The 16,680-nt window shown below is 71.1% G+C and carries 15 protein-coding genes; 6 read left to right on the top strand and 9 right to left on the bottom strand.

The window, feature by feature from the left end; genetic code table 11:
• Nucleotides 1-43 precede the first annotated feature (43 nt).
• A complete protein-coding gene (locus tag ACFSZT_RS18855; protein WP_377391566.1) occupies nt 44-1,381 on the top strand; it encodes an SPFH domain-containing protein in 1,338 nt (445 codons plus the stop codon).
• 57 nt (nt 1,382-1,438) lie between these two features.
• Here ACFSZT_RS18855 and ACFSZT_RS18860 read toward each other — a convergent pair whose 3' ends face one another.
• Nucleotides 1,439-2,209: an SGNH/GDSL hydrolase family protein gene (locus ACFSZT_RS18860; protein ID WP_377390846.1), complete on the bottom strand. Its 771-nt coding sequence runs from the start codon at nt 2,207-2,209 to the stop codon at nt 1,439-1,441.
• Nucleotides 2,210-2,318: 109 nt separating this feature from the next.
• Nucleotides 2,319-3,416 (bottom strand): tyrosine-type recombinase/integrase, encoded by a 1,098-nt coding sequence (locus ACFSZT_RS18865; protein ID WP_377390848.1) that lies wholly within the window; start codon nt 3,414-3,416, stop codon nt 2,319-2,321.
• A gap of 140 nt (nt 3,417-3,556) precedes the next feature.
• On the opposite strand from ACFSZT_RS18865, the gene ACFSZT_RS18870 reads away from it, so the two are divergent.
• Entirely contained in the window at nt 3,557-3,979 is a 423-nt protein-coding gene (locus ACFSZT_RS18870; protein WP_377390850.1) for a YciI family protein, read from the top strand.
• Nucleotides 3,980-4,020: 41 nt separating this feature from the next.
• Nucleotides 4,021-5,280 carry an RNA polymerase sigma factor gene (locus tag ACFSZT_RS18875; RefSeq protein ID WP_377390852.1) on the top strand — a complete coding sequence of 420 codons (1,260 nt, stop codon included), beginning with the start codon at nt 4,021-4,023 and terminating at the stop codon, nt 5,278-5,280.
• A 74-nt stretch (nt 5,281-5,354) separates the two neighbouring features.
• Here the strand turns inward: ACFSZT_RS18875 and ACFSZT_RS18880 are convergent, their stop codons facing one another.
• Together ACFSZT_RS18880 and ACFSZT_RS18885 are read right to left on the bottom strand one after the other, a co-directional pair.
• Complete coding sequence (locus ACFSZT_RS18880; RefSeq protein WP_377390854.1) at nt 5,355-5,783, bottom strand: pentapeptide repeat-containing protein; 429 nt, start codon at nt 5,781-5,783, stop codon at nt 5,355-5,357.
• Nucleotides 5,784-5,890: 107 nt separating this feature from the next.
• Nucleotides 5,891-6,496, bottom strand: coding sequence for a hypothetical protein (locus ACFSZT_RS18885; RefSeq protein WP_377390856.1), 606 nt, complete (start codon nt 6,494-6,496; stop codon nt 5,891-5,893).
• Nucleotides 6,497-7,167: 671 nt separating this feature from the next.
• Between ACFSZT_RS18885 and ACFSZT_RS18890 the strand changes: the two genes are divergently transcribed.
• Nucleotides 7,168-8,349, top strand: coding sequence for a GDSL-type esterase/lipase family protein (locus ACFSZT_RS18890; protein WP_377390858.1), 1,182 nt, complete (start codon nt 7,168-7,170; stop codon nt 8,347-8,349).
• Between the two features lie 65 nt (nt 8,350-8,414).
• On the top strand, nt 8,415-9,497 hold the full coding sequence (locus tag ACFSZT_RS18895; protein WP_377390860.1) for a hypothetical protein: 1,083 nt from the start codon (nt 8,415-8,417) through the stop codon (nt 9,495-9,497).
• 169 nt (nt 9,498-9,666) lie between these two features.
• Here ACFSZT_RS18895 and ACFSZT_RS18900 read toward each other — a convergent pair whose 3' ends face one another.
• The 3 genes from ACFSZT_RS18900 to ACFSZT_RS18910 all read right to left on the bottom strand — a co-directional run bounded on the left by ACFSZT_RS18900 (nt 9,667) and on the right by ACFSZT_RS18910 (nt 13,424).
• Entirely contained in the window at nt 9,667-10,119 is a 453-nt protein-coding gene (locus ACFSZT_RS18900; protein WP_377390862.1) for a cupin domain-containing protein, read from the bottom strand.
• Between the two features lie 85 nt (nt 10,120-10,204).
• Nucleotides 10,205-12,598, bottom strand: a complete 2,394-nt coding sequence (locus ACFSZT_RS18905) for an MFS transporter (RefSeq protein WP_377390864.1) — start codon at nt 12,596-12,598, stop codon at nt 10,205-10,207.
• 217 nt (nt 12,599-12,815) lie between these two features.
• Complete coding sequence (locus tag ACFSZT_RS18910; RefSeq protein ID WP_377390866.1) at nt 12,816-13,424, bottom strand: TetR/AcrR family transcriptional regulator; 609 nt, start codon at nt 13,422-13,424, stop codon at nt 12,816-12,818.
• A gap of 132 nt (nt 13,425-13,556) precedes the next feature.
• Here ACFSZT_RS18910 and ACFSZT_RS18915 point away from each other — a divergent pair, with 132 nt between their 5' ends.
• Nucleotides 13,557-14,357 carry an SDR family NAD(P)-dependent oxidoreductase gene (locus tag ACFSZT_RS18915; RefSeq protein WP_377391569.1) on the top strand — a complete coding sequence of 267 codons (801 nt, stop codon included), beginning with the start codon at nt 13,557-13,559 and terminating at the stop codon, nt 14,355-14,357.
• A gap of 4 nt (nt 14,358-14,361) precedes the next feature.
• Here ACFSZT_RS18915 and ACFSZT_RS18920 read toward each other — a convergent pair whose 3' ends face one another.
• Both ACFSZT_RS18920 and ACFSZT_RS18925 read right to left on the bottom strand, forming a co-directional pair.
• The gene (locus tag ACFSZT_RS18920; protein ID WP_377390868.1) at nt 14,362-15,768 is read right to left on the bottom strand and encodes a vWA domain-containing protein; all 1,407 of its coding nucleotides are present in this window, start codon (nt 15,766-15,768) and stop codon (nt 14,362-14,364) included.
• The gene (locus tag ACFSZT_RS18925; protein ID WP_377390870.1) at nt 15,765-16,652 is read right to left on the bottom strand and encodes an AAA family ATPase; all 888 of its coding nucleotides are present in this window, start codon (nt 16,650-16,652) and stop codon (nt 15,765-15,767) included. Before ACFSZT_RS18925 ends, ACFSZT_RS18920 begins: the two co-directional genes overlap by 4 nt.
• Nucleotides 16,653-16,680: the final 28 nt, after the last annotated feature.

Consider the following 16,680-nt stretch of genomic DNA (forward strand, 5'->3'; position numbering starts at 1 on the left):
TATCCTCGCGCTGTTCGTGATCGTGACGGTCGCGAAAGCGCTCATGGTGGTGCCCCAAGCCCAATCGGCGGTGATCGAGCGCCTCGGCCGGTTCAAGACCGTCGCATCGCCAGGCCTGAACTTCCTGGTTCCGTTCCTGGACAAGGTTCGTGCCCGGGTGGACCTGCGCGAGCAGGTGGTGTCGTTCCCTCCGCAGCCGGTGATCACCCAGGACAACCTGACGGTCTCGATCGACACCGTCGTCTACTTCCAGGTGACCGACTCGCGCGCCGCGGTGTACGAGATCTCGAACTACATCGTCGGTGTCGAGCAGCTCACCACGACCACGCTGCGGAACCTCGTCGGGGGGATGAGCCTCGAGGACACGCTCACCTCGCGTGACCAGATCAACCAGCAGCTGCGTGGTGTGCTCGACGAGGCGACCGGCCGCTGGGGCATCCGGGTGGCGCGCGTGGAGCTCAAGGCGATCGACCCGCCGCCGTCCATTCAGGACTCGATGGAGAAGCAGATGCGCGCCGACCGGGAGAAGCGCGCGATGATCCTCACCGCCGAGGGTCAGCGGGAGTCCTCGATCAAGACGGCGGAAGGGCAGAAGCAGAGCCAGATTCTCGCGGCCGAGGGTTCCAAGCAGGCCGCGATCCTGGCCGCCGAGGCCGAGCGGCAGTCGCGCATCCTGCGCGCGCAGGGTGAACGTGCCGCCCGCTACCTGCAGGCGCAGGGACAGGCGAAGGCGATCGAGAAGGTGTTCGCGGCGATCAAGGCCAGCAAGCCGACGCCGGAGGTGCTGGCCTACCAGTACCTGCAGACGCTGCCGCAGATGGCGCAGGGCGACGCGAACAAGGTGTGGCTCGTGCCCAGCGACTACGGCAAGGCACTCGAAGGGTTCGCGCGCACGCTCGGCGCACCCGGCGAGGACGGTGTGTTCCGCTACGAGCCGCCGAAGGACGACAAGGTCGAGATGCCGCCGCTGGACGACGAGGAGGTCGCGAGCTGGTTCGACACCTCGACCGACCCGAAGGTCGCCGAAGCGGTGCGGGAGGCGGAGGCCGTGGCGCGTCAGGAGGTTCCCGGGCCGCTGACCGGCACGACGCCCACCCCGCCGCCGGCGCTGTCTCCGCTCGGCGGAACCCCGCCCAGGCCCGCCGAGCCGGAGCCGGACGAGGCCCAGGAGCTGCCGCAGCAGGCGCCGCCACCCCCGGCGCAGCCGCCCACGCAGCCACCGACGCAACCGCCCACGCAACCGCCGGGTGGACCGTTCGGCGCGAGCTCGGCACAGGTACGTCCGCCACAGCCGCCCAACCCGCCGCAGGCCGGCCCGGGCGGTGGACCGTACCCGCCGCAGAACCCGCCCTACGGTGGGCCGCCGCCGCGGCAGCAGTAGCCCGTCGTCGGAGAAGGCGCCCTCGCGACCATGTCGCGGGGGCGCCTTCGTGTCTGGTCAGCGATGGTCGGGCAGGAGTACCGGGCCCGGCTCGGGACGTTTCGGGCTGATCGCGTCGCCGGACGACTCGCCCCGGAGCCTGCGCCGGATCCACGGCACGGCGTGCTCGCGCGCCCACCGCAGGTTCTGGGCCCGCCGGGCCCGGGCGCTCAGCAGCTCCGGAGGACCCAGCTCGGCGGCACCCGGATGCGGGACGCCGAGTGCCTCGAGGACGGCGGCCGACACAAGCGTGTGCCCGCGGGCGTTGAGGTGAATCCGGTCGGCCGACCACAAGCGACGGTCCCGCAGGGCACGCATCGCCCACATGTCCACCAGCAGCGTTCCGTGCCGCGCGGCGATCAGCCGGACGTGCTCGTTGTAGATGGCCGTGCGCCCGCGCATCTTCCGGAACACCGGGTCCTCGACGCCGTCGACACCGGTGAACAGCACCACCGTGGCACCGGTCGCGGCGAGCTTGCCGACGGCCTCGTCGTAGGACTCGGCGAGCGCGTCGATGTCGACCTTGGGCCGCATGAGGTCGTTGCCCCCGGCGTAGAGGGTCACGAGGTCGGGCCGCATGCGCAGCGCCGGGTCGAGCTGCTCGGCGAGCACCTGGGGCAGCAACCGCCCCCGCACGGCGAGGTTCGCGTAGGCCAGCGCGGGCTGCTGGGTGGCGAGCTGCTCGGCGACGCGGTCCGCCCAGCCCCGGACGCCGTTCGGATAGGCCGGGTCGTCGTCGCCGACCCCCTCGGTGAACGAGTCGCCCAGCGCGACGAAGCGTTCGATCATTTCCGGCACTGTATCGCCGGGACGGCTGTGTCCTGTCACACGTCCTGTCACACGTCCTGTCACACGTCCTGTCACACGTCCTGTCACACGTCCGGGCAGCCGCCGGGTGTCACGCCGTCCCGCGGTGTTCGGCGAGGATCTGCGCCAGCGTGTGCGCGGGTGAGCTGTCGAGCTTGTGCCGGTGCGCGTCGTAGCGGTCGCGGGTGGTGCGGATGTCGGCGTGGCCGAGCAGGTCCTGCACCTTCTGCACCGGCACGTTGTGCGCGAGCAGCAGGGTGCCGGTGGTGCGGCGGGCCGTGTGCGGGGAGATTCGGGTGGCCGCCGGGATGCCCGCCCCTTCGGCGAACCGGCGTAGGGTCTGCCACACGTCGCGCTGCCGCAGCGGCTTGCCGCCCGGTTTGGCGGGATCGTGCGGATGCGGCGTGGTGGCCAGGAGTGGTCCGGTGAGCCGCTCGGCGGGTACCCCGGCGCGTTCGGCCCGCACGGTGAGGTAGCGGGCGAGGGGACGCACCGCCGGCGCCACGAGCGGCACGAAGTCGCGCTGGCCGCCCTTGCCGGTGTAGCGCAGGATCGTGTGCCCGGAGTCCTGGTCGAGGTCGGCCACGGTCGCGGTGGTGATGCCCGAGACCCGCAGCCCCGTGTAGAAGAGCAGCGCGACGAGCGCGGCGTCGCGCCACGCGGCCTCACTGCCGAGCCGCTGGGCGCGCGACTCGGCGTGGTCGAGCAGGGCGGCGGTGGAGTGCTCGTCGAGGGCGGGCAGCGGCGAGGCCTTCGCCCGCTTCGGTCGGGTCACGGCGCCGATCGGGTTGTGGTCGATGACGTCGTTGGACTGCAGGTAGCGGTACCAACTGGAGACGCCGGCCAGCGTGCGGGCGACGGTGGCGGGCGCGGCCGGGCGGGGCAGGCCGTCGCGGCCGGTGACGGTCAACGTGGTCTTCCACGCGTCGACGTCGGCTCGCCGGGCACGCAACGGATCGAGCCCCGCCCGGTCGCACCACGACAGCCACGCGGCGAGGTCCGCGTAGTACGCGCGCCGGGTGTGGTCGCTCTTGTCGACGCTGAGCCACAGCATCGTCACGTGCCGGACGGCGTAGCGGTCGGCCGGGTCGGCGGGCGGCAGCGCGGGCAGCGCCTCCACGGCCTCGGCCAGCAGTTCCGGGGTGGCCGAGCGGAGCGCGAGTTCGGTGGACGCGGGCTTGTCGATCATGGTGCTGTCGATTGTGCCGCGAGCCCGGCGAAAAAAGCGGGAAACTTCTTGTCGCCGTGTGTCGATCCGCGCGAGGCTCGTTCGACGCGTCGGTGAAAGGCGGGCAGAGGGGCCCGGCCATAGACGCAGAGGAGACCACCATGAAGTTCATGCTGATCGTCAAGGCCAACGAGGAGTCCGAGGCGGGCGCCATGCCCACCGAGCAGGAGCTGGCCGAGATGGGCAAGTTCAACGAGGAGCTCGTCAACGCCGGTGTCATGCTCGACGGCAACGGGCTGCTGGAGAGCTCGAAGGGCGTGCGGGTCCAGTTCTCCGGCAAGGGGCAGACGACGGTCGTCGACGGTCCGTTCGCCGAGACCAAGGAACTGATCGCCGGCTACTGGATCATCGACGTCAAGTCCAAGGACGAGGCCATCGAGTGGGCTCGGCGGGTGCCGTTCGAGGAGGGTGAGATCGAGATCCGCAAGGTCGCCGAGGCCGAGGACTTCGGGGACAACTTCACTCCCGAGCTCCGGGAGGCGGAGGACAAGCTGCGCGAACGGGTCACCGGGCAGCAGAGCTGACGTCTTGTCCCCGCCCCGGCGGAGTGCTCTGATATGCGGTTGTGACAGCTGCGACGGACACCCGCCGGGCGATCGACGCCGTGTGGCGCATCGAGTCGGCGCGGCTCATCGCCGGCCTCGCGCGGATGACGCACGACGTCGGTGTGGCCGAGGAGCTGGCGCAGGACGCGCTCGTCGCCGCGCTGGAACAGTGGCCGGAGTCAGGCGTGCCGGAGAATCCGGGCGCCTGGCTCATGGCTGTCGCGAAACGGCGGGCGATCGACCAGTTCCGGCGCCAGGAACGGTTCGCGCGCAAGGCCGAGGAGCTCGGGCGGGACCTCGAGTCCCGCGCCGAGCCCGAACCCGAGGTCGACGACATCGGCGACGATCTGCTGCGCCTGGTGTTCACGGCGTGCCACCCCGTGCTGTCCTCCGAGGCGCGGGTCGCGTTGACGTTGCGGCTGCTCGGAGGGCTCACCACGGACGAGATCGCGCGGGCGTTCCTGGTGCCCGAGACGACCGTCGCGCAGCGGATCGTCCGGGCCAAGCGGACGTTGGCGCGGAAGAAGGTTCCGTTCGAGGTGCCGCAGGGGGCAGAGCTGGCTCCCCGCCTGTCGTCGGTGCTCGAGGTGGTCTACCTGATCTTCAACGAGGGCTACTCCGCCACCGCGGGCGACGACTGGATGCGGCCCGAGCTGTGTGCGGAGGCGCTACGCCTGGGCCGCGTCCTCGCGCACCTGGTGCCGAAGGAGCCCGAGGTGCACGGGCTGGTGGCGCTCCTGGAGATCCAGGCGTCCCGGGCCCGGGCCCGGGACGGACCCGCCGGCGAGCCGATCCTCTTGCTCGAGCAGGACCGTAGCCGCTGGGACCGGTTGCTCATCCGCCGAGGGCTGGCGGCACTGGACCGTGCGGAGGCACTGACCGACCGCCTCGGACCGTATGCCCTGCAGGCCGCGATCGCCGCGTGCCATGCGCGCGCCAGGACCGCGGACGAGACGGACTGGCGGCGCATCGCCACGCTCTACGGCGAACTCGGCACGATCATGCCGTCGCCGGTGGTGGAGCTCAATCGCGCGGTCGCGGTCGCGATGGCGTACGGCCCCGAGGCCGGACTCGAACTCGTGGACGCACTCGCCACCGAACCGGCGCTCGCGCGCTACCACCTGCTGCCGAGTGTGCGCGGCGACTTCCTCACCAAGCTGGGCAGGCACGCCGAGGCGCGCCCGGAGTTCGAGCGGGCGGCGGAACTGACCCGCAACCAGCGTGAGCGCGACCTGTTGCTCGCCCGCGCCGAACGCGCGGCCGAGCAAGCCGGTTTTTGAGGTGGCTCAGTGCCGGGTCAGGATCGGCGCGGACGGCCAGGCCGCGTCGGCCGCCGACGTAGCCGGGCACCGACTCAGTCCCCGGTCTTCAGCGGGGTCAGGTTCGTGCGCAGTGTCCAGCCTGGAATGTGGTGGGGTTCGGGACCGGCCTGATCGGTGAGCACGATTCCGGCGTCGTGTGGGTCGAATCCGGATGGCCAGCGTGTGCTGTGGTCTGCGAGTGCTCCGGTGAACCTGCACTCGCTGAGGTCTGCCGCGGTGAAGTTGGCGCCGCGTAGGTCGGCCTCGCGGAGATCGGCCCGCGCCAAGGAAGCACGGGTTGCGTCAGCTTGCCGAAGGTTTGCTTCGCGGAAGTCCGTCCCCGTGCAGAGAGCACCATCAAGACAGGTCCTGTACAGCCGGGCGCCCCGTAGGTCTGCATAGTCAAGACGAGCCTGGCCCAGCCGAGTCTTGCTGAAGTCTGCGTGCCTGAGGTCGGCGTGCATGAGCGAGGTCTTGGTCATGCCGACTTCGAAGAACGTGGCGGCGACGGCGCAGCAGCGGTCAAGGATGAGCCCTTGCAAGTGAAGCCCATCGCAGTCTGCCTTACGCAGGTCGGTTGAACCGGCGTTCAGCCAGATCGGAGCGCGCCCTTGTGACAAAGCACGCCCAGCGCAGTGAGCGCTGCCTGCACGTCGGGTGCGCGGGATTCCAATGGTGGTAGCTGGTTGATCGCCTCTGTGGATACGTCTGTCGCTCCGATGGGCGGCGGCCAGGGAGAGTGTGTCCGCACAAACGCCGCCATCATCGCGATGACCGGCTCCCAGTCGCGGGCGGAGGTCTCGCCGATGCGCCACAAGGCGTAGATCCCGCCCATCCGGACATCGAGGGCGCCGTCGCCAAGCTGGTCGATGGCCCGGGTAAAGCGCTCGGTGACTTGTCCATCCCGGGTGGCCTGTAGCTCCTCTTGGTTCAGCCGCAGTCGCCGCCAGGCCACGTACGCGCTGTAGAACACCACCACACCACCGATGGCCTGCAGCATTGTCCGGCGCGCATCGCCTATCGCTGTCAACCGCTGCTGAGCTGTGACCTGCATGCCGGCCAGATCGTAGGAAACGACGAGACGCGGCAAATACAAGATCACGAGGGCGAGCACGGCACAGGCCCCGACAGCTACTGCGAGCGCGGCCGCGAATGTGCTCGGTCGTCTGCGCTGATCCGTGCCGCGGGCAGTCACAACCCAGCCTTCTTGCTGGTGTGGACGTCGATCCCTGGTCTCCACACGTGAGGCTATCGAAGATCCGCTCCTGCTTCCCCGTTTCAGCTCACTGCGGTGATCCAGCTGTGTTACGTCGGCGTCTGGGCTGCGCAGTGGGCGGGCCTCCGGCTGCTTGGCCGGCCGCCATCCCAGACAGCCGCCACCACACGCAGGTGCCCGTGCACGTCTCCCGCGCGTCCCATACCCCTCGAGTTCGCCCGGCGGCCCGGCCTGTCCCGTGGGTCGTTGCGACCGAGCTTCCGACGCCCTCCCGTGTGGGATCGCGCCGATCGACCGGCGCATCCCGCGAGCACACCGTGATAAGAGGCATTATCACGGTGCCTTCTTATGAACCAGATTCACGGTTTGTCGACACGCGTAACTAGTTTCACTATCGCGTGCGCGAAACTAAAAGCCCTGGTGGAGCGCTCACGGCCGATGATGCGAGGGAGGGCCAGACCGAGGCCAACCTCATGGAGCGCGAGGACAGCGCGGGTGGCGCGGAGACGGATGGCGGTGAAGGAGTCGACCAGAGGCAGGCCATTGGAATCTCGGTTGACGACCCACCCCGCCGGTCGGCGACCCTGGACCCCGCAGCAATGAGCTCAGGCGGGCACCGACGTGGGCCCGCCCGGAAAGGACGCGCACGCATGACCGATCAGCCCGAGTGGATCAGCACCCCGATCACCGCGGATCTCGTGCGCGGGGCGCTCGAACTCGAGCACACCAGCCGCGGAGTGCGGCCGCACCGGCTGCCCGCTCGGGCCCGCGCCCAGTGCGCCGACGCGCGACTCGCCATGGCAGAGGCCCAGCCGTCGGGCGTGCGGCTGGCGTTTCGCACCCGAGCGGGCGCCGTCGAACTGGAGACCCTGCCCACCCGGGTCGTGTACCGGGGCGCCCCGGCCCGCCCGCCGGGCGTGTACGACCTGCTCGTCGACGGCCGGCTCGTCGACCAGACCAGCGTCGCCGACGGCGACACCATCACCCTCGACATGACCACCGGGAAGGCCGAGCACACGGCCGGCCCGACCGGTGTCGCCCGGTTCACCGACCTGCCCGGCCACGCCAAGAACGTCGAGATCTGGCTGCCACACAACGAGGGCACGGAGCTCGTCGCCTTGCACACCGATGCTCCGGTCGAACCCCTGCCGGCTCGCGGTCGCCGCGTGTGGTTGCACCACGGCAGCTCGATCAGTCAGGGCTCCAACGCCGCAAGCCCCACCACCATCTGGCCCGCCCTCGCCGCGGCCGCGGGCGGCGTGGAGCTGACCAATCTGGGCTTCAGCGGCAGCGCCCTGCTCGATCCGTTCACCGCTCGCGCGCTCCGGGACGCTCCCGCGGACGTGATCAGCGTCAAGATCGGCATCAACCTGGTGAATTCCGACCTGATGCGGCTGCGGGCGTTCGGCCCGGCCGTGCACGGGTTCCTCGACACCATCCGTGAAGGGCACCCTGCCACGCCGCTGCTGGTCGTCTCGCCCCTCTACTGTCCGATCCACGAGAACACGCCGGGCCCGGGCGCCTTCGACCACAGCGCGTTGCGAGCCGGGCAGGTGCGCTTCCGCGCGACCGGTGATCCCGCCGAACGCGCCGCCGGAAAGCTGACGTTGGAGGTCGTCCGCAGCGAGCTGGCGGACATCGTGCGGCAGCGACGAGCCGAGGATCCGAGCCTGTACTACCTCGACGGCCGCGACCTCTACGGGGAGGCCGACTTCGCCGAACTCCCGCTGCCGGATGCCCTCCATCCCGGGCCCGCGGCCCACCGCCGGATTGGCGAACGATTCGCCAAGCTCGCGTTCGCCGCGGACGGCCCATTAGCGGACCGGGCCTGACACCCGGTGGGCGCGCGGGTGCACCGTGACGCCGGGACGGAGATCGGGTGCGCGACACTACCAGCGTGGCTGACGAATCGGTGCTCGCGCCGGAGGTGCAGGACAACGTCGCGGACACGGTCGACGCCGTATGTGCGCTGGACGGGTGCGAGAACCCGCTGCCGCCACCCGCCGTGGACGAGCACGGGCGCCGCAAGGGTGGGCGGCCGTCGTCGTACTGCTGCAAGGCACACGCCGACGCGGCGTCACGCCAGCGACGGGCCGCACGCACGGCCGCGGTCGTGGACCCGCTGGTGGAGCTGCGACGCGCGGCGGAGGCGTTCGCGGCGACCTCGGAACCGGTGCTGAGCGCGCTCCGCGAGATGGAAAACCGCCTGGGCACGGCCGAGGAACAGGCGCTGGCGCAAGTCCGGCAGGCGGAGGAGCAGGCGCTCGCCGCGCGTGGCGAGGCCGAGGACGCGCTCCGCCGAGCGGAGCAAGCCGACCAGGCGCGCGCGCGGGCACTGGCTCAGGCTCGGGACGACCATGCCGCGCGCGGCGAGGCCGAGAAGCACGCGCAGCGCGTGGCGGCCGAGGCCGAGGCCGTCCGTAAGGAAGCCTGGGCGAAGATCGCCGAGCACGAACGCGCGCGGGGAGCGGCGGAGTCGGCGGCCAAGGCCAACGCCGAGGCGCGCGACGAACTCGCCGCGCAACTGCGGGCGGCGCGCGAGCGACTGGACGCGCTGCAGGGCGAGCGCGTGGCCCTGGCCCGGCGGCTGGAGGACGTGCAGCAGGAATTGAGTGAGCTCGGCACGGCGCACGCGCTGGCCACCGAACGCCTCGAGGCCGCGTCGGCGCGTGCCGAGGCCACGCAGGCGTCCCTGGCACACGCCCGCCGGGACCTGGAGGACGCCCGGAACGACGCCGCCACGCAGCGGGCCGAGCTGGGCAGGACGCGCGAGGAACTGGCGGACGAACGCGCGGCGCGCGCCGCTGCCGAGGCCCGCGCCGTGGCGGCCGAAGCGGCCCTCGTCGACCGGGAGGAACGGTTGGCCGAGCTACGGACGCAGCGGGACGAGGCACATGCCCGCGTGGACCGGCTCCTGGCGGCCCGGACGGAGCCCATGCCCGAGAAGGAGCCGGCGGCGGACGACGCACAACCCGGGTGATGCCAGCCGATCACCTGGTTACGTGCCGAGCCGGCCGGACGTCGCTCCGCTGTGGACGGTGGGCGCGGAGCTCGACCGGACGGGTGTGTTGCGGACTGGTCTTGTCCGGGCTGCCGGTCGATGCCTGAACGGCTCGACGAGACGACTGACCGTGTCCCCGGCGACCTGCCTACTCCGGGAGCAGTTCGAAGTCGTCGAAGTCGAAGCCGGGGGAGACCACGCACGACACCAGCACGGCCTCGTCGCGTGCCGGGTGAGCGGCCTGCCAGGTACCCGCGGGAACGAGCGCCTGGACCTGCTCACCACGCTCGACGTCCGGGCCGAGGGTGATGGGCGGCGCGGGATCCGGGCGGTCGCCGGTGCCGCCGAGTGTCAACGTCAGTGCGCCGCCTCGGTGCCACAGCCAGAGCTCGTCTGCGCGCACGCGGTGCCAGCGGGACTGTTCACCCGGTGCGAGCAGGTAGTGGATCGCGGTGGCCGACGGCCGCTCGCCGGGATAGCCGTCGGGCCGGAAGCGCTGCCCGGCCTCCCAGGTGCGCCGGAACCAGCCGCCTTCCGGATGGGGTTGCAGGTCGAGCGCTTCGGCGAGCTCCGGGCGACGGGATGGCGGCTGGGTGGGCATGGGGCGGGAGTGTAGTTCGCCCTGCCCGGAAACGCCGGAGCCGCCGAGCGGGAGCGGCGCTGCTCCCACCCGGCGCCGTCCGGTCTTACGGCCGCCGGCTGTCGTGACTGTCCTGACGGTCGACGCCGGTGGCGTAGCCGAGGTCGAAGTCCTGCTCGTTCCGGTCGTCGCCGGTGATGTGCAGGGTGGCCGTCGCGGGACCGTAGCCGCTGGCGATCACGGTGTATTCGCCGAGGTCCAGGTCACTGAAGCGGTAGCTGCCGTGGTCGTCGGTGAGCGTCACGCCGACGACGTTGCCGTCGGTGTCGAGCAGCACCACCCGCGCTTCCGGAATGGCCTGGCCGCTCAGTTCCGAGCGCACCGTGCCGGACACCTGGCCCGCGGCCCGCAGTTCGACGTCGCGGGTGAGCCGCTCGCCGTCGAGCACCGTGAGCGGTGCCGCCTGCGGGCGGTAGCCCTGAGCGGTGACGGCCAGGGTGTACGTGCCGCCGATGACGTCGGCGAACTGGTACCAGCCGTCGCCACCGGTGAGGCTGGAGCAGAGGACGTCGCCACGCGGATCGGTGAGCACGACGGTCGCGCCGCCCACGGGCCTGCCCGCCGGGGTGCGGACGCGGCCGCTGACCTGGCCCGCGCCGGTGAGCACCAGGTCCCGGCGAACGGGCGCCGTGCCGAGCTCGACAGTGTGGGCGGCGGGCTGGAGGTGCTCGGCGGCCGCGATGAGGACGTACCGGCCCGGGGTGGGCGCCGTGAGGCGGTAGTCGCCGTCGGCTCCGGTCCGGGTGAGGTCGACCTGGCTGCCGACGGGGTCGGTGAGGGTCAACGCGACGCCGGCCACGGGTTCGCCGCCCACGGTCACCACGCCGTGCATGGCCGGCCGGGCGTGGCCGTTCGAGGCGGCCGGCGCGGGCACCTGCACCGCCTGCACCGGGCGCGGCGCCTCCGCCGGGGCGGTGTCGGAATCCGGCGCCGGTTCCGGCGTCTCGATGTCGAGGGTGGTGCGCAGCGGCGTCTCCTTGATGAACAGCACCGCCACCAGGGTCACCACCGCGATGACGGCGGAGTAGAAGAAGATCGTGCCGGTGGCGTCGCCGTAGGCCGCGCGGACAATCTCCTGGATGGGCCCAGGCAGCGCATCCACGTTCATTGTCCCGCCGCCCCCGTTGAGGGCGCCGGTGGTGGGCAGGCCACGTTCGGCCGCCGCGCTCGCGATGTGGTCGGCGACCGCGGTGGCGAGCACGGCACCCAGCGCCGAGACGCCGGCGGAACCGCCCAGAGTTCGGAAGAAGGTGACCGTGGCGGTGCCCGACCCGATGTCGCGCATGCCCAGGGTGTTCTGCGCGGCCAGGACCAGGTTCTGCATCAGGCAGCCGGTGCCGATGCCCATCAGCGCCAGGTAGGCGCCCATGAGCGCCAGGTTCGTCGTGTGGTCGATGGTGCTCAGCAGGCCGAGGGCGACCAGCAGCACGATCGCGCCGCCGACCAGGAACGGCTTTGTCCGGCCGATCCGGGAGACGACCTGGCCGGCGATCGTGGACGACAGGAACAGTCCGATCACCATCGGCAGGGTCATGAGCCCGGCGTGAGTGGGGGAGTAGCCGCGCGCGATCTGGTAGTACTGCGCGAGGAACACCGCGCCACCGAACATCGCCGTGCCGACCGCGAGCGTGCCCACGACCGTGAGGCTGAACGTGCGGTTGCGGAACAGTCGCAGCGGCACCACCGGCTCGGCCACGCGCGACTCGACCACGAGGGCAAGTGCGAGCGCGACCACCGCACCGACGACGAACCAGACCGACGTCCACGACAGCCAGGCGAAGTCCTTGCCCGCCAGGGAGATCCAGACGAGCAGCAGGGCGACGCCACCGACGATCAGGGTCGCGCCGAGCCAGTCGATCTTCACGTCCCGCTTGACGACGGGCAGGTGCAGCGTCTTGCCGAGGACAAAGAAGGCGATCACCGCGATCGGCACGCAGACCCAGAAGCACCAGCGCCAGCCCAGCGGCGAGTCGACGATGATGCCGCCGAGCAGCGGGCCGGACACTGTGGCCACCGCGAACGTCGCGCCGATGTAACCGGAGTACTTGCCGCGGTCGCGGGGCGCGATCATCGCGCCGATCACGGCCTGGATCAGAGCCTGCAAGCCGCCCATGCCGATGCCCTGGAGGGCGCGGTAGCCGATGAGCTCAGGCATCGACTGGGCGATGCCGCCCAACGCCGAGCCGACCGTGAAGATCACGATCGCGAGCTGGTACAGCACCTTCTTGCTGAACAGGTCGGACAGCTTGCCCCAGATCGGCGTCGTGGCCGTCGACGTCAGCAGCATCGCCGTGACGACCCAGGTGTACTCGCTCTGGGTGCCGTTGAGATCGGCGAGGATGGTCGGGAGCGCGTTGGACACGATCGTGGAGGACAGGATCGCGACCAGCAGCGCCAGGAGCAGACCGGTGAAGGCCTGCATGATCTGCCGATGGGACATGCTGCCGTCGGGGGCGGTCGACTGCGCGTGCGCGGACGTAGTGGACTCCTTCGGGAAAGGGTGGACTGGCGGTCACCTCAACATAACAAATAACTTGATTGCTGCAACTACATATTCCCGGTGGGCAGCTTCCAGCACCCGAACGGCGGTACCAATCGAAGACATCGGGCCGAGCGGCAACACTGAGTAAACACACCGGATTCCGACCTGATCGAGCTCATCCGGCCGCGGGACTGAACGCCCGCACCGTCGCCTCCACGACCGCGTCGGCGAACTCGGCGGTCAGCGGTCCGGTGCGGAGTAGCCAGCGGCGGAAGACGGGGGCGTAGAGCAGGTCGAGGACGAGGTCGAGATCGGCGTCGGCACGCAGTTGGCCGGCGCGCTGGGCACTGCGCAGGCGCTCCTTCTTGGCCTCGTCCACCGGCGCGGCGACTCGTTTCTCGTAGAGCGCCGCGAGTTCGGCATCGTGGACGAGTTCGGTCGTCAGCGCACGGATCGGAGCGTCGAACGCGGGGTCGCTGAACTCGGCCACGGTGGCGCGCACGACCTGCTTGAGATCCGCTTCGAGGTCGCCGGTGTCCGGCAGGGCGACGGGCTCTCCAGGCGACTGTTCGCTCAGGGCGAGGATCGCGTCGAACACCACGGCGCCCTTCGACGGCCACCAGCGATAGATCGTCTGCTTGCCCACACCGGCGCGCGAGGCGATCGCCTCGATGCTGAGCTTCGCGTAGCCGACCTCCGCGATGAGTGCTCGGGTGGCGCCGAGGATCGCCTGGCGGGATCGCTCGCTGCGCCGGGAGGAGCCGGGACGGTGTTCGGTGACCATGCCCCGATGCTAACCGAAACGAGACGGTTCGTCTTGACAAGCACCGGCCAGCGTGCTTCGCTTGGTCACACACGAGACGAAACGTCTCGGTTCACGTCAGGAAGGGAGCGGCCATGACCCGCGTCCTGGTTCATCACCGGAGCGTCACGAGGACTCGGACGGGCGTTCGCCGAGGAGGCCCTCGCCACGGGGGACCGGGTCGTCGGCGCCGCCCGCGACGTCACCCCGCTCGACGACCTGTGCGCCGAGCACGCGGGACGGCTCGTCACCCTGCCGCTCGACGTGTTGGATCGCGCGGCCGTGTTCGACACCGTCGACAAGGCCGCCGCCGCGTTCGGTCGGCTCGACGTGGTGGTCAACAACGCCGGCCAGCTGCTGATGGGCATGCTCGAGGAGATCACCGAGGCCCAGGCCAGGGCCCACTTCGACACCAACGTCTTCGGTGCACTGTGGGTGGCGCAGGCCGTGGTGCCACACCTCCGGGCACAGGGAAGCGGGCACATCCTGCAGGTGTCGTCCATGGGCTCGCTCGGCGGGTTCGCGTCCGTCGGTCTCTACTCGGCGGGCAAGGCCGCGCTGGACTCACTGAGCGAGGCGCTCGCCATGGAGGTCGAGCCGTTCGGGATCGACGTCACCATCCTGCAGCCGGGCGGCTACGCCACGGACCTGTTCACCCGAGGCACCACGGCCACGACCCCCGACGACGCCTACGCCGACCTGCGCGCCCGGCTGGCCGAGACGTGGGCCGAGGCGGAGGATCCCGATCCCCGGTTGGCCGCCCCCGTCGTCCGGGAGATCGCCGGAATGGACCAGCCGCCGAAACGGCTTCTGCTCGGCAGCACCTCCTACGACCTCGTCCAGGAGATGGTCGGCGCCCGCCTCGACGAACACCGGCGCTGGGAACACCTGAGCCGCCGCGCCGGGCCCGCGTGACGGCTCAGCCCGGCAACAGGTCCGTGACCAGCCGGGACAGCTGGCGGATGTTGCGGCACTCGAACATCGGCACCTCGCGGGCGTACTGCTGGGCAGCGGAGTCGCCGGTGCCCCAGGACGACTCCGGCTCCGGGTTGAGCCAGTACACGTGCCGCGCGCGGTCGGCGATTTCCCGCAGGGCGGTGAGGTTGGGGTCGCCGCCGTTGGTGCGGCCGTCACCGAGGATCAGCACGCTGGTCCTCGGGCTCAGCACGTCGCCCCAACCCTCGACGAACGTGCTCAGCGACGAGCCGTAGTCGCTGCTCATGCCCCACCTGGTCAGGCGGGCCTCGGCGAGGATGCGCGTTGCGAGGTGCTCGGGCTCGTCGCGACCGGCCCGCACCAGGTCGGTGATCTCGTCGGTCAGGCCGACGAAGGCGAAGCTGCGGATCTTGGAGAACTGGTCGCTGAGCGCTTGCGTCAACAGCAGCGTGAACTGCGCGAAGCCCGCCACCGAGCCCGACATGTCGCACAGCACGACCAGCTCCGGCCTGCCCGGACGGCGGTTGCGCAGCACCGGCCGCATCGGAACGCCACCCGTGCCGAGAGAGCGGCGCACGGTCCGGCGCAGGTCGATCTGCCCGCGGCCGGCCCGGCGCCGGCGCGCGGCGAGCCGGGTCGCGAGCCGGCGGGACAGCGGCTGTATCGCACGGCGCATCGCCGCGAACTGCTCCGCCGACGCGTTCGTGAACGTCACCAGTTCCGTCTCCGGATCCACCGCGTGCCGGGCGATGCGCTCCCGCCCACGTAGCTCTGCGGTGCGGCGACGCGCCTCGGCCCGTACCTGCTCCCGGAACGCCGCGATCCGGGCCAGCGCCTCACGGCCGGCGAGCGCCTCACCCAGGGGGCCGTCGCCTGCCTGCCGCATCGCGGCCAGCACCCGGTCGAGCAACGCATCCGGCCGGATCTCACCGAGCGTCTGGTAGGCCGACCACCCGCTGAGCCGGGCCGACCCGCCGCCCTGCGCCCCGTCGGCGCCCTCACCGCCGGTACCCACCGAGCCGTATCCGCCGAACGCCTCGACCCCGGTGGCGGCGAGCGCGCGCAGCCGCGCCTCGTCACCGGCCGCGAGAGCCTCGACGAGGGCGTTGCGCAGCTCGAACACCGTCGACGGCGGCGCTTCCGCCCATTCGGCGGCACCCACGGCGACAGGGAAATAGAGGTCGAACACGGCGTCGAACACCGGCCGTTGACCGGCGCCTCGCAACAACGTGGCCGCGAGCGCCTCACGCAGCCGGCCGCGGTCGTCGAGGCCGAGCACGTCGACGGCTGCCGCGGCGTCCACCGTCTCGCCGGGACCGACCTCGATCCCGCGTTCCCGCAACGCCCCGACGAACTCCACGAGCCGCGCGGGCAGCACGGCCGAACTCATGACACCGCGGAGTCGAGGACCCGCTCGAGGCGCAGCTCGGCGGACGCCTTGCGCTGGTCGGACCGGTACTTCAGGATCACGCCGAGCGTGGTCTGGACGATCTCCTCGTCCAGCGCCTCCGCGCCCAGCGCCAGCAGCGTCCGCGCCCAGTCCACCGACTCGGCGATCGACGGCGCCTTGCGCAGGTCCATCTCCCGCAGCGCGCCGACGACCCGCACCAGCGCGTCGGCCAGCCGGCCGTCCAGACCGGGCACGCGCAGTGTCACGATGTCCCGCTCCAGCTCCGCCGGCGGGAAGTCCAGATGCAGGAACAGGCATCGCCGTTTGAGGGCTTCGGACAGCTCTCGCGTCGCATTGGACGTCAGCACCACGAACGGCCTGCGCGACGCGGTGATCGTGCCCAGCTCCGGCACCGTCACCTGGAAATCGCCGAGCACCTCGAGCAGCAGCCCCTCCACCTCGACGTCGGCCTTGTCGGTCTCGTCGACGAGCAGCACGGTCGGCTCGGGATTGCGGATCGCCGTCAGCAACGGCCGGGGGAGCAGGAACTCCTCGCTGAACACGTGGTCACGGGTGTCGGTCCAAGCCTCGTCGCGGGCCGCCGTGATCCGCAGCAGTTGCTTGGCGTGGTTCCACTCGTAGAGCGCCCGGGACTCGTCGATGCCTTCGTAACACTGCAGCCGCACCAGCTCACTGCCGGTCGCGGTGGCCAGGGCACGCGCCAGCTCGGTCTTGCCGACACCCGCGGGGCCCTCGACGAGCAGCGGCTTGCCGAGCCGATCGGCGAGGAACACGGTGGTGGCGACGGCGGTCGAGGCAAGGTACCCGGCGCCGGCCAGGCGCTCGACGACCTCGTCCACCGAACCGAACAGCGGTTCTTGCACGGGCCCTCCCTGGGATGAACGTCCGCTT

The organism is Prauserella oleivorans, assembly GCF_042685745.1.
In the GTDB taxonomy this organism is placed as follows: Bacteria; Actinomycetota; Actinomycetes; order Mycobacteriales; family Pseudonocardiaceae; genus Prauserella_A; species Prauserella_A oleivorans.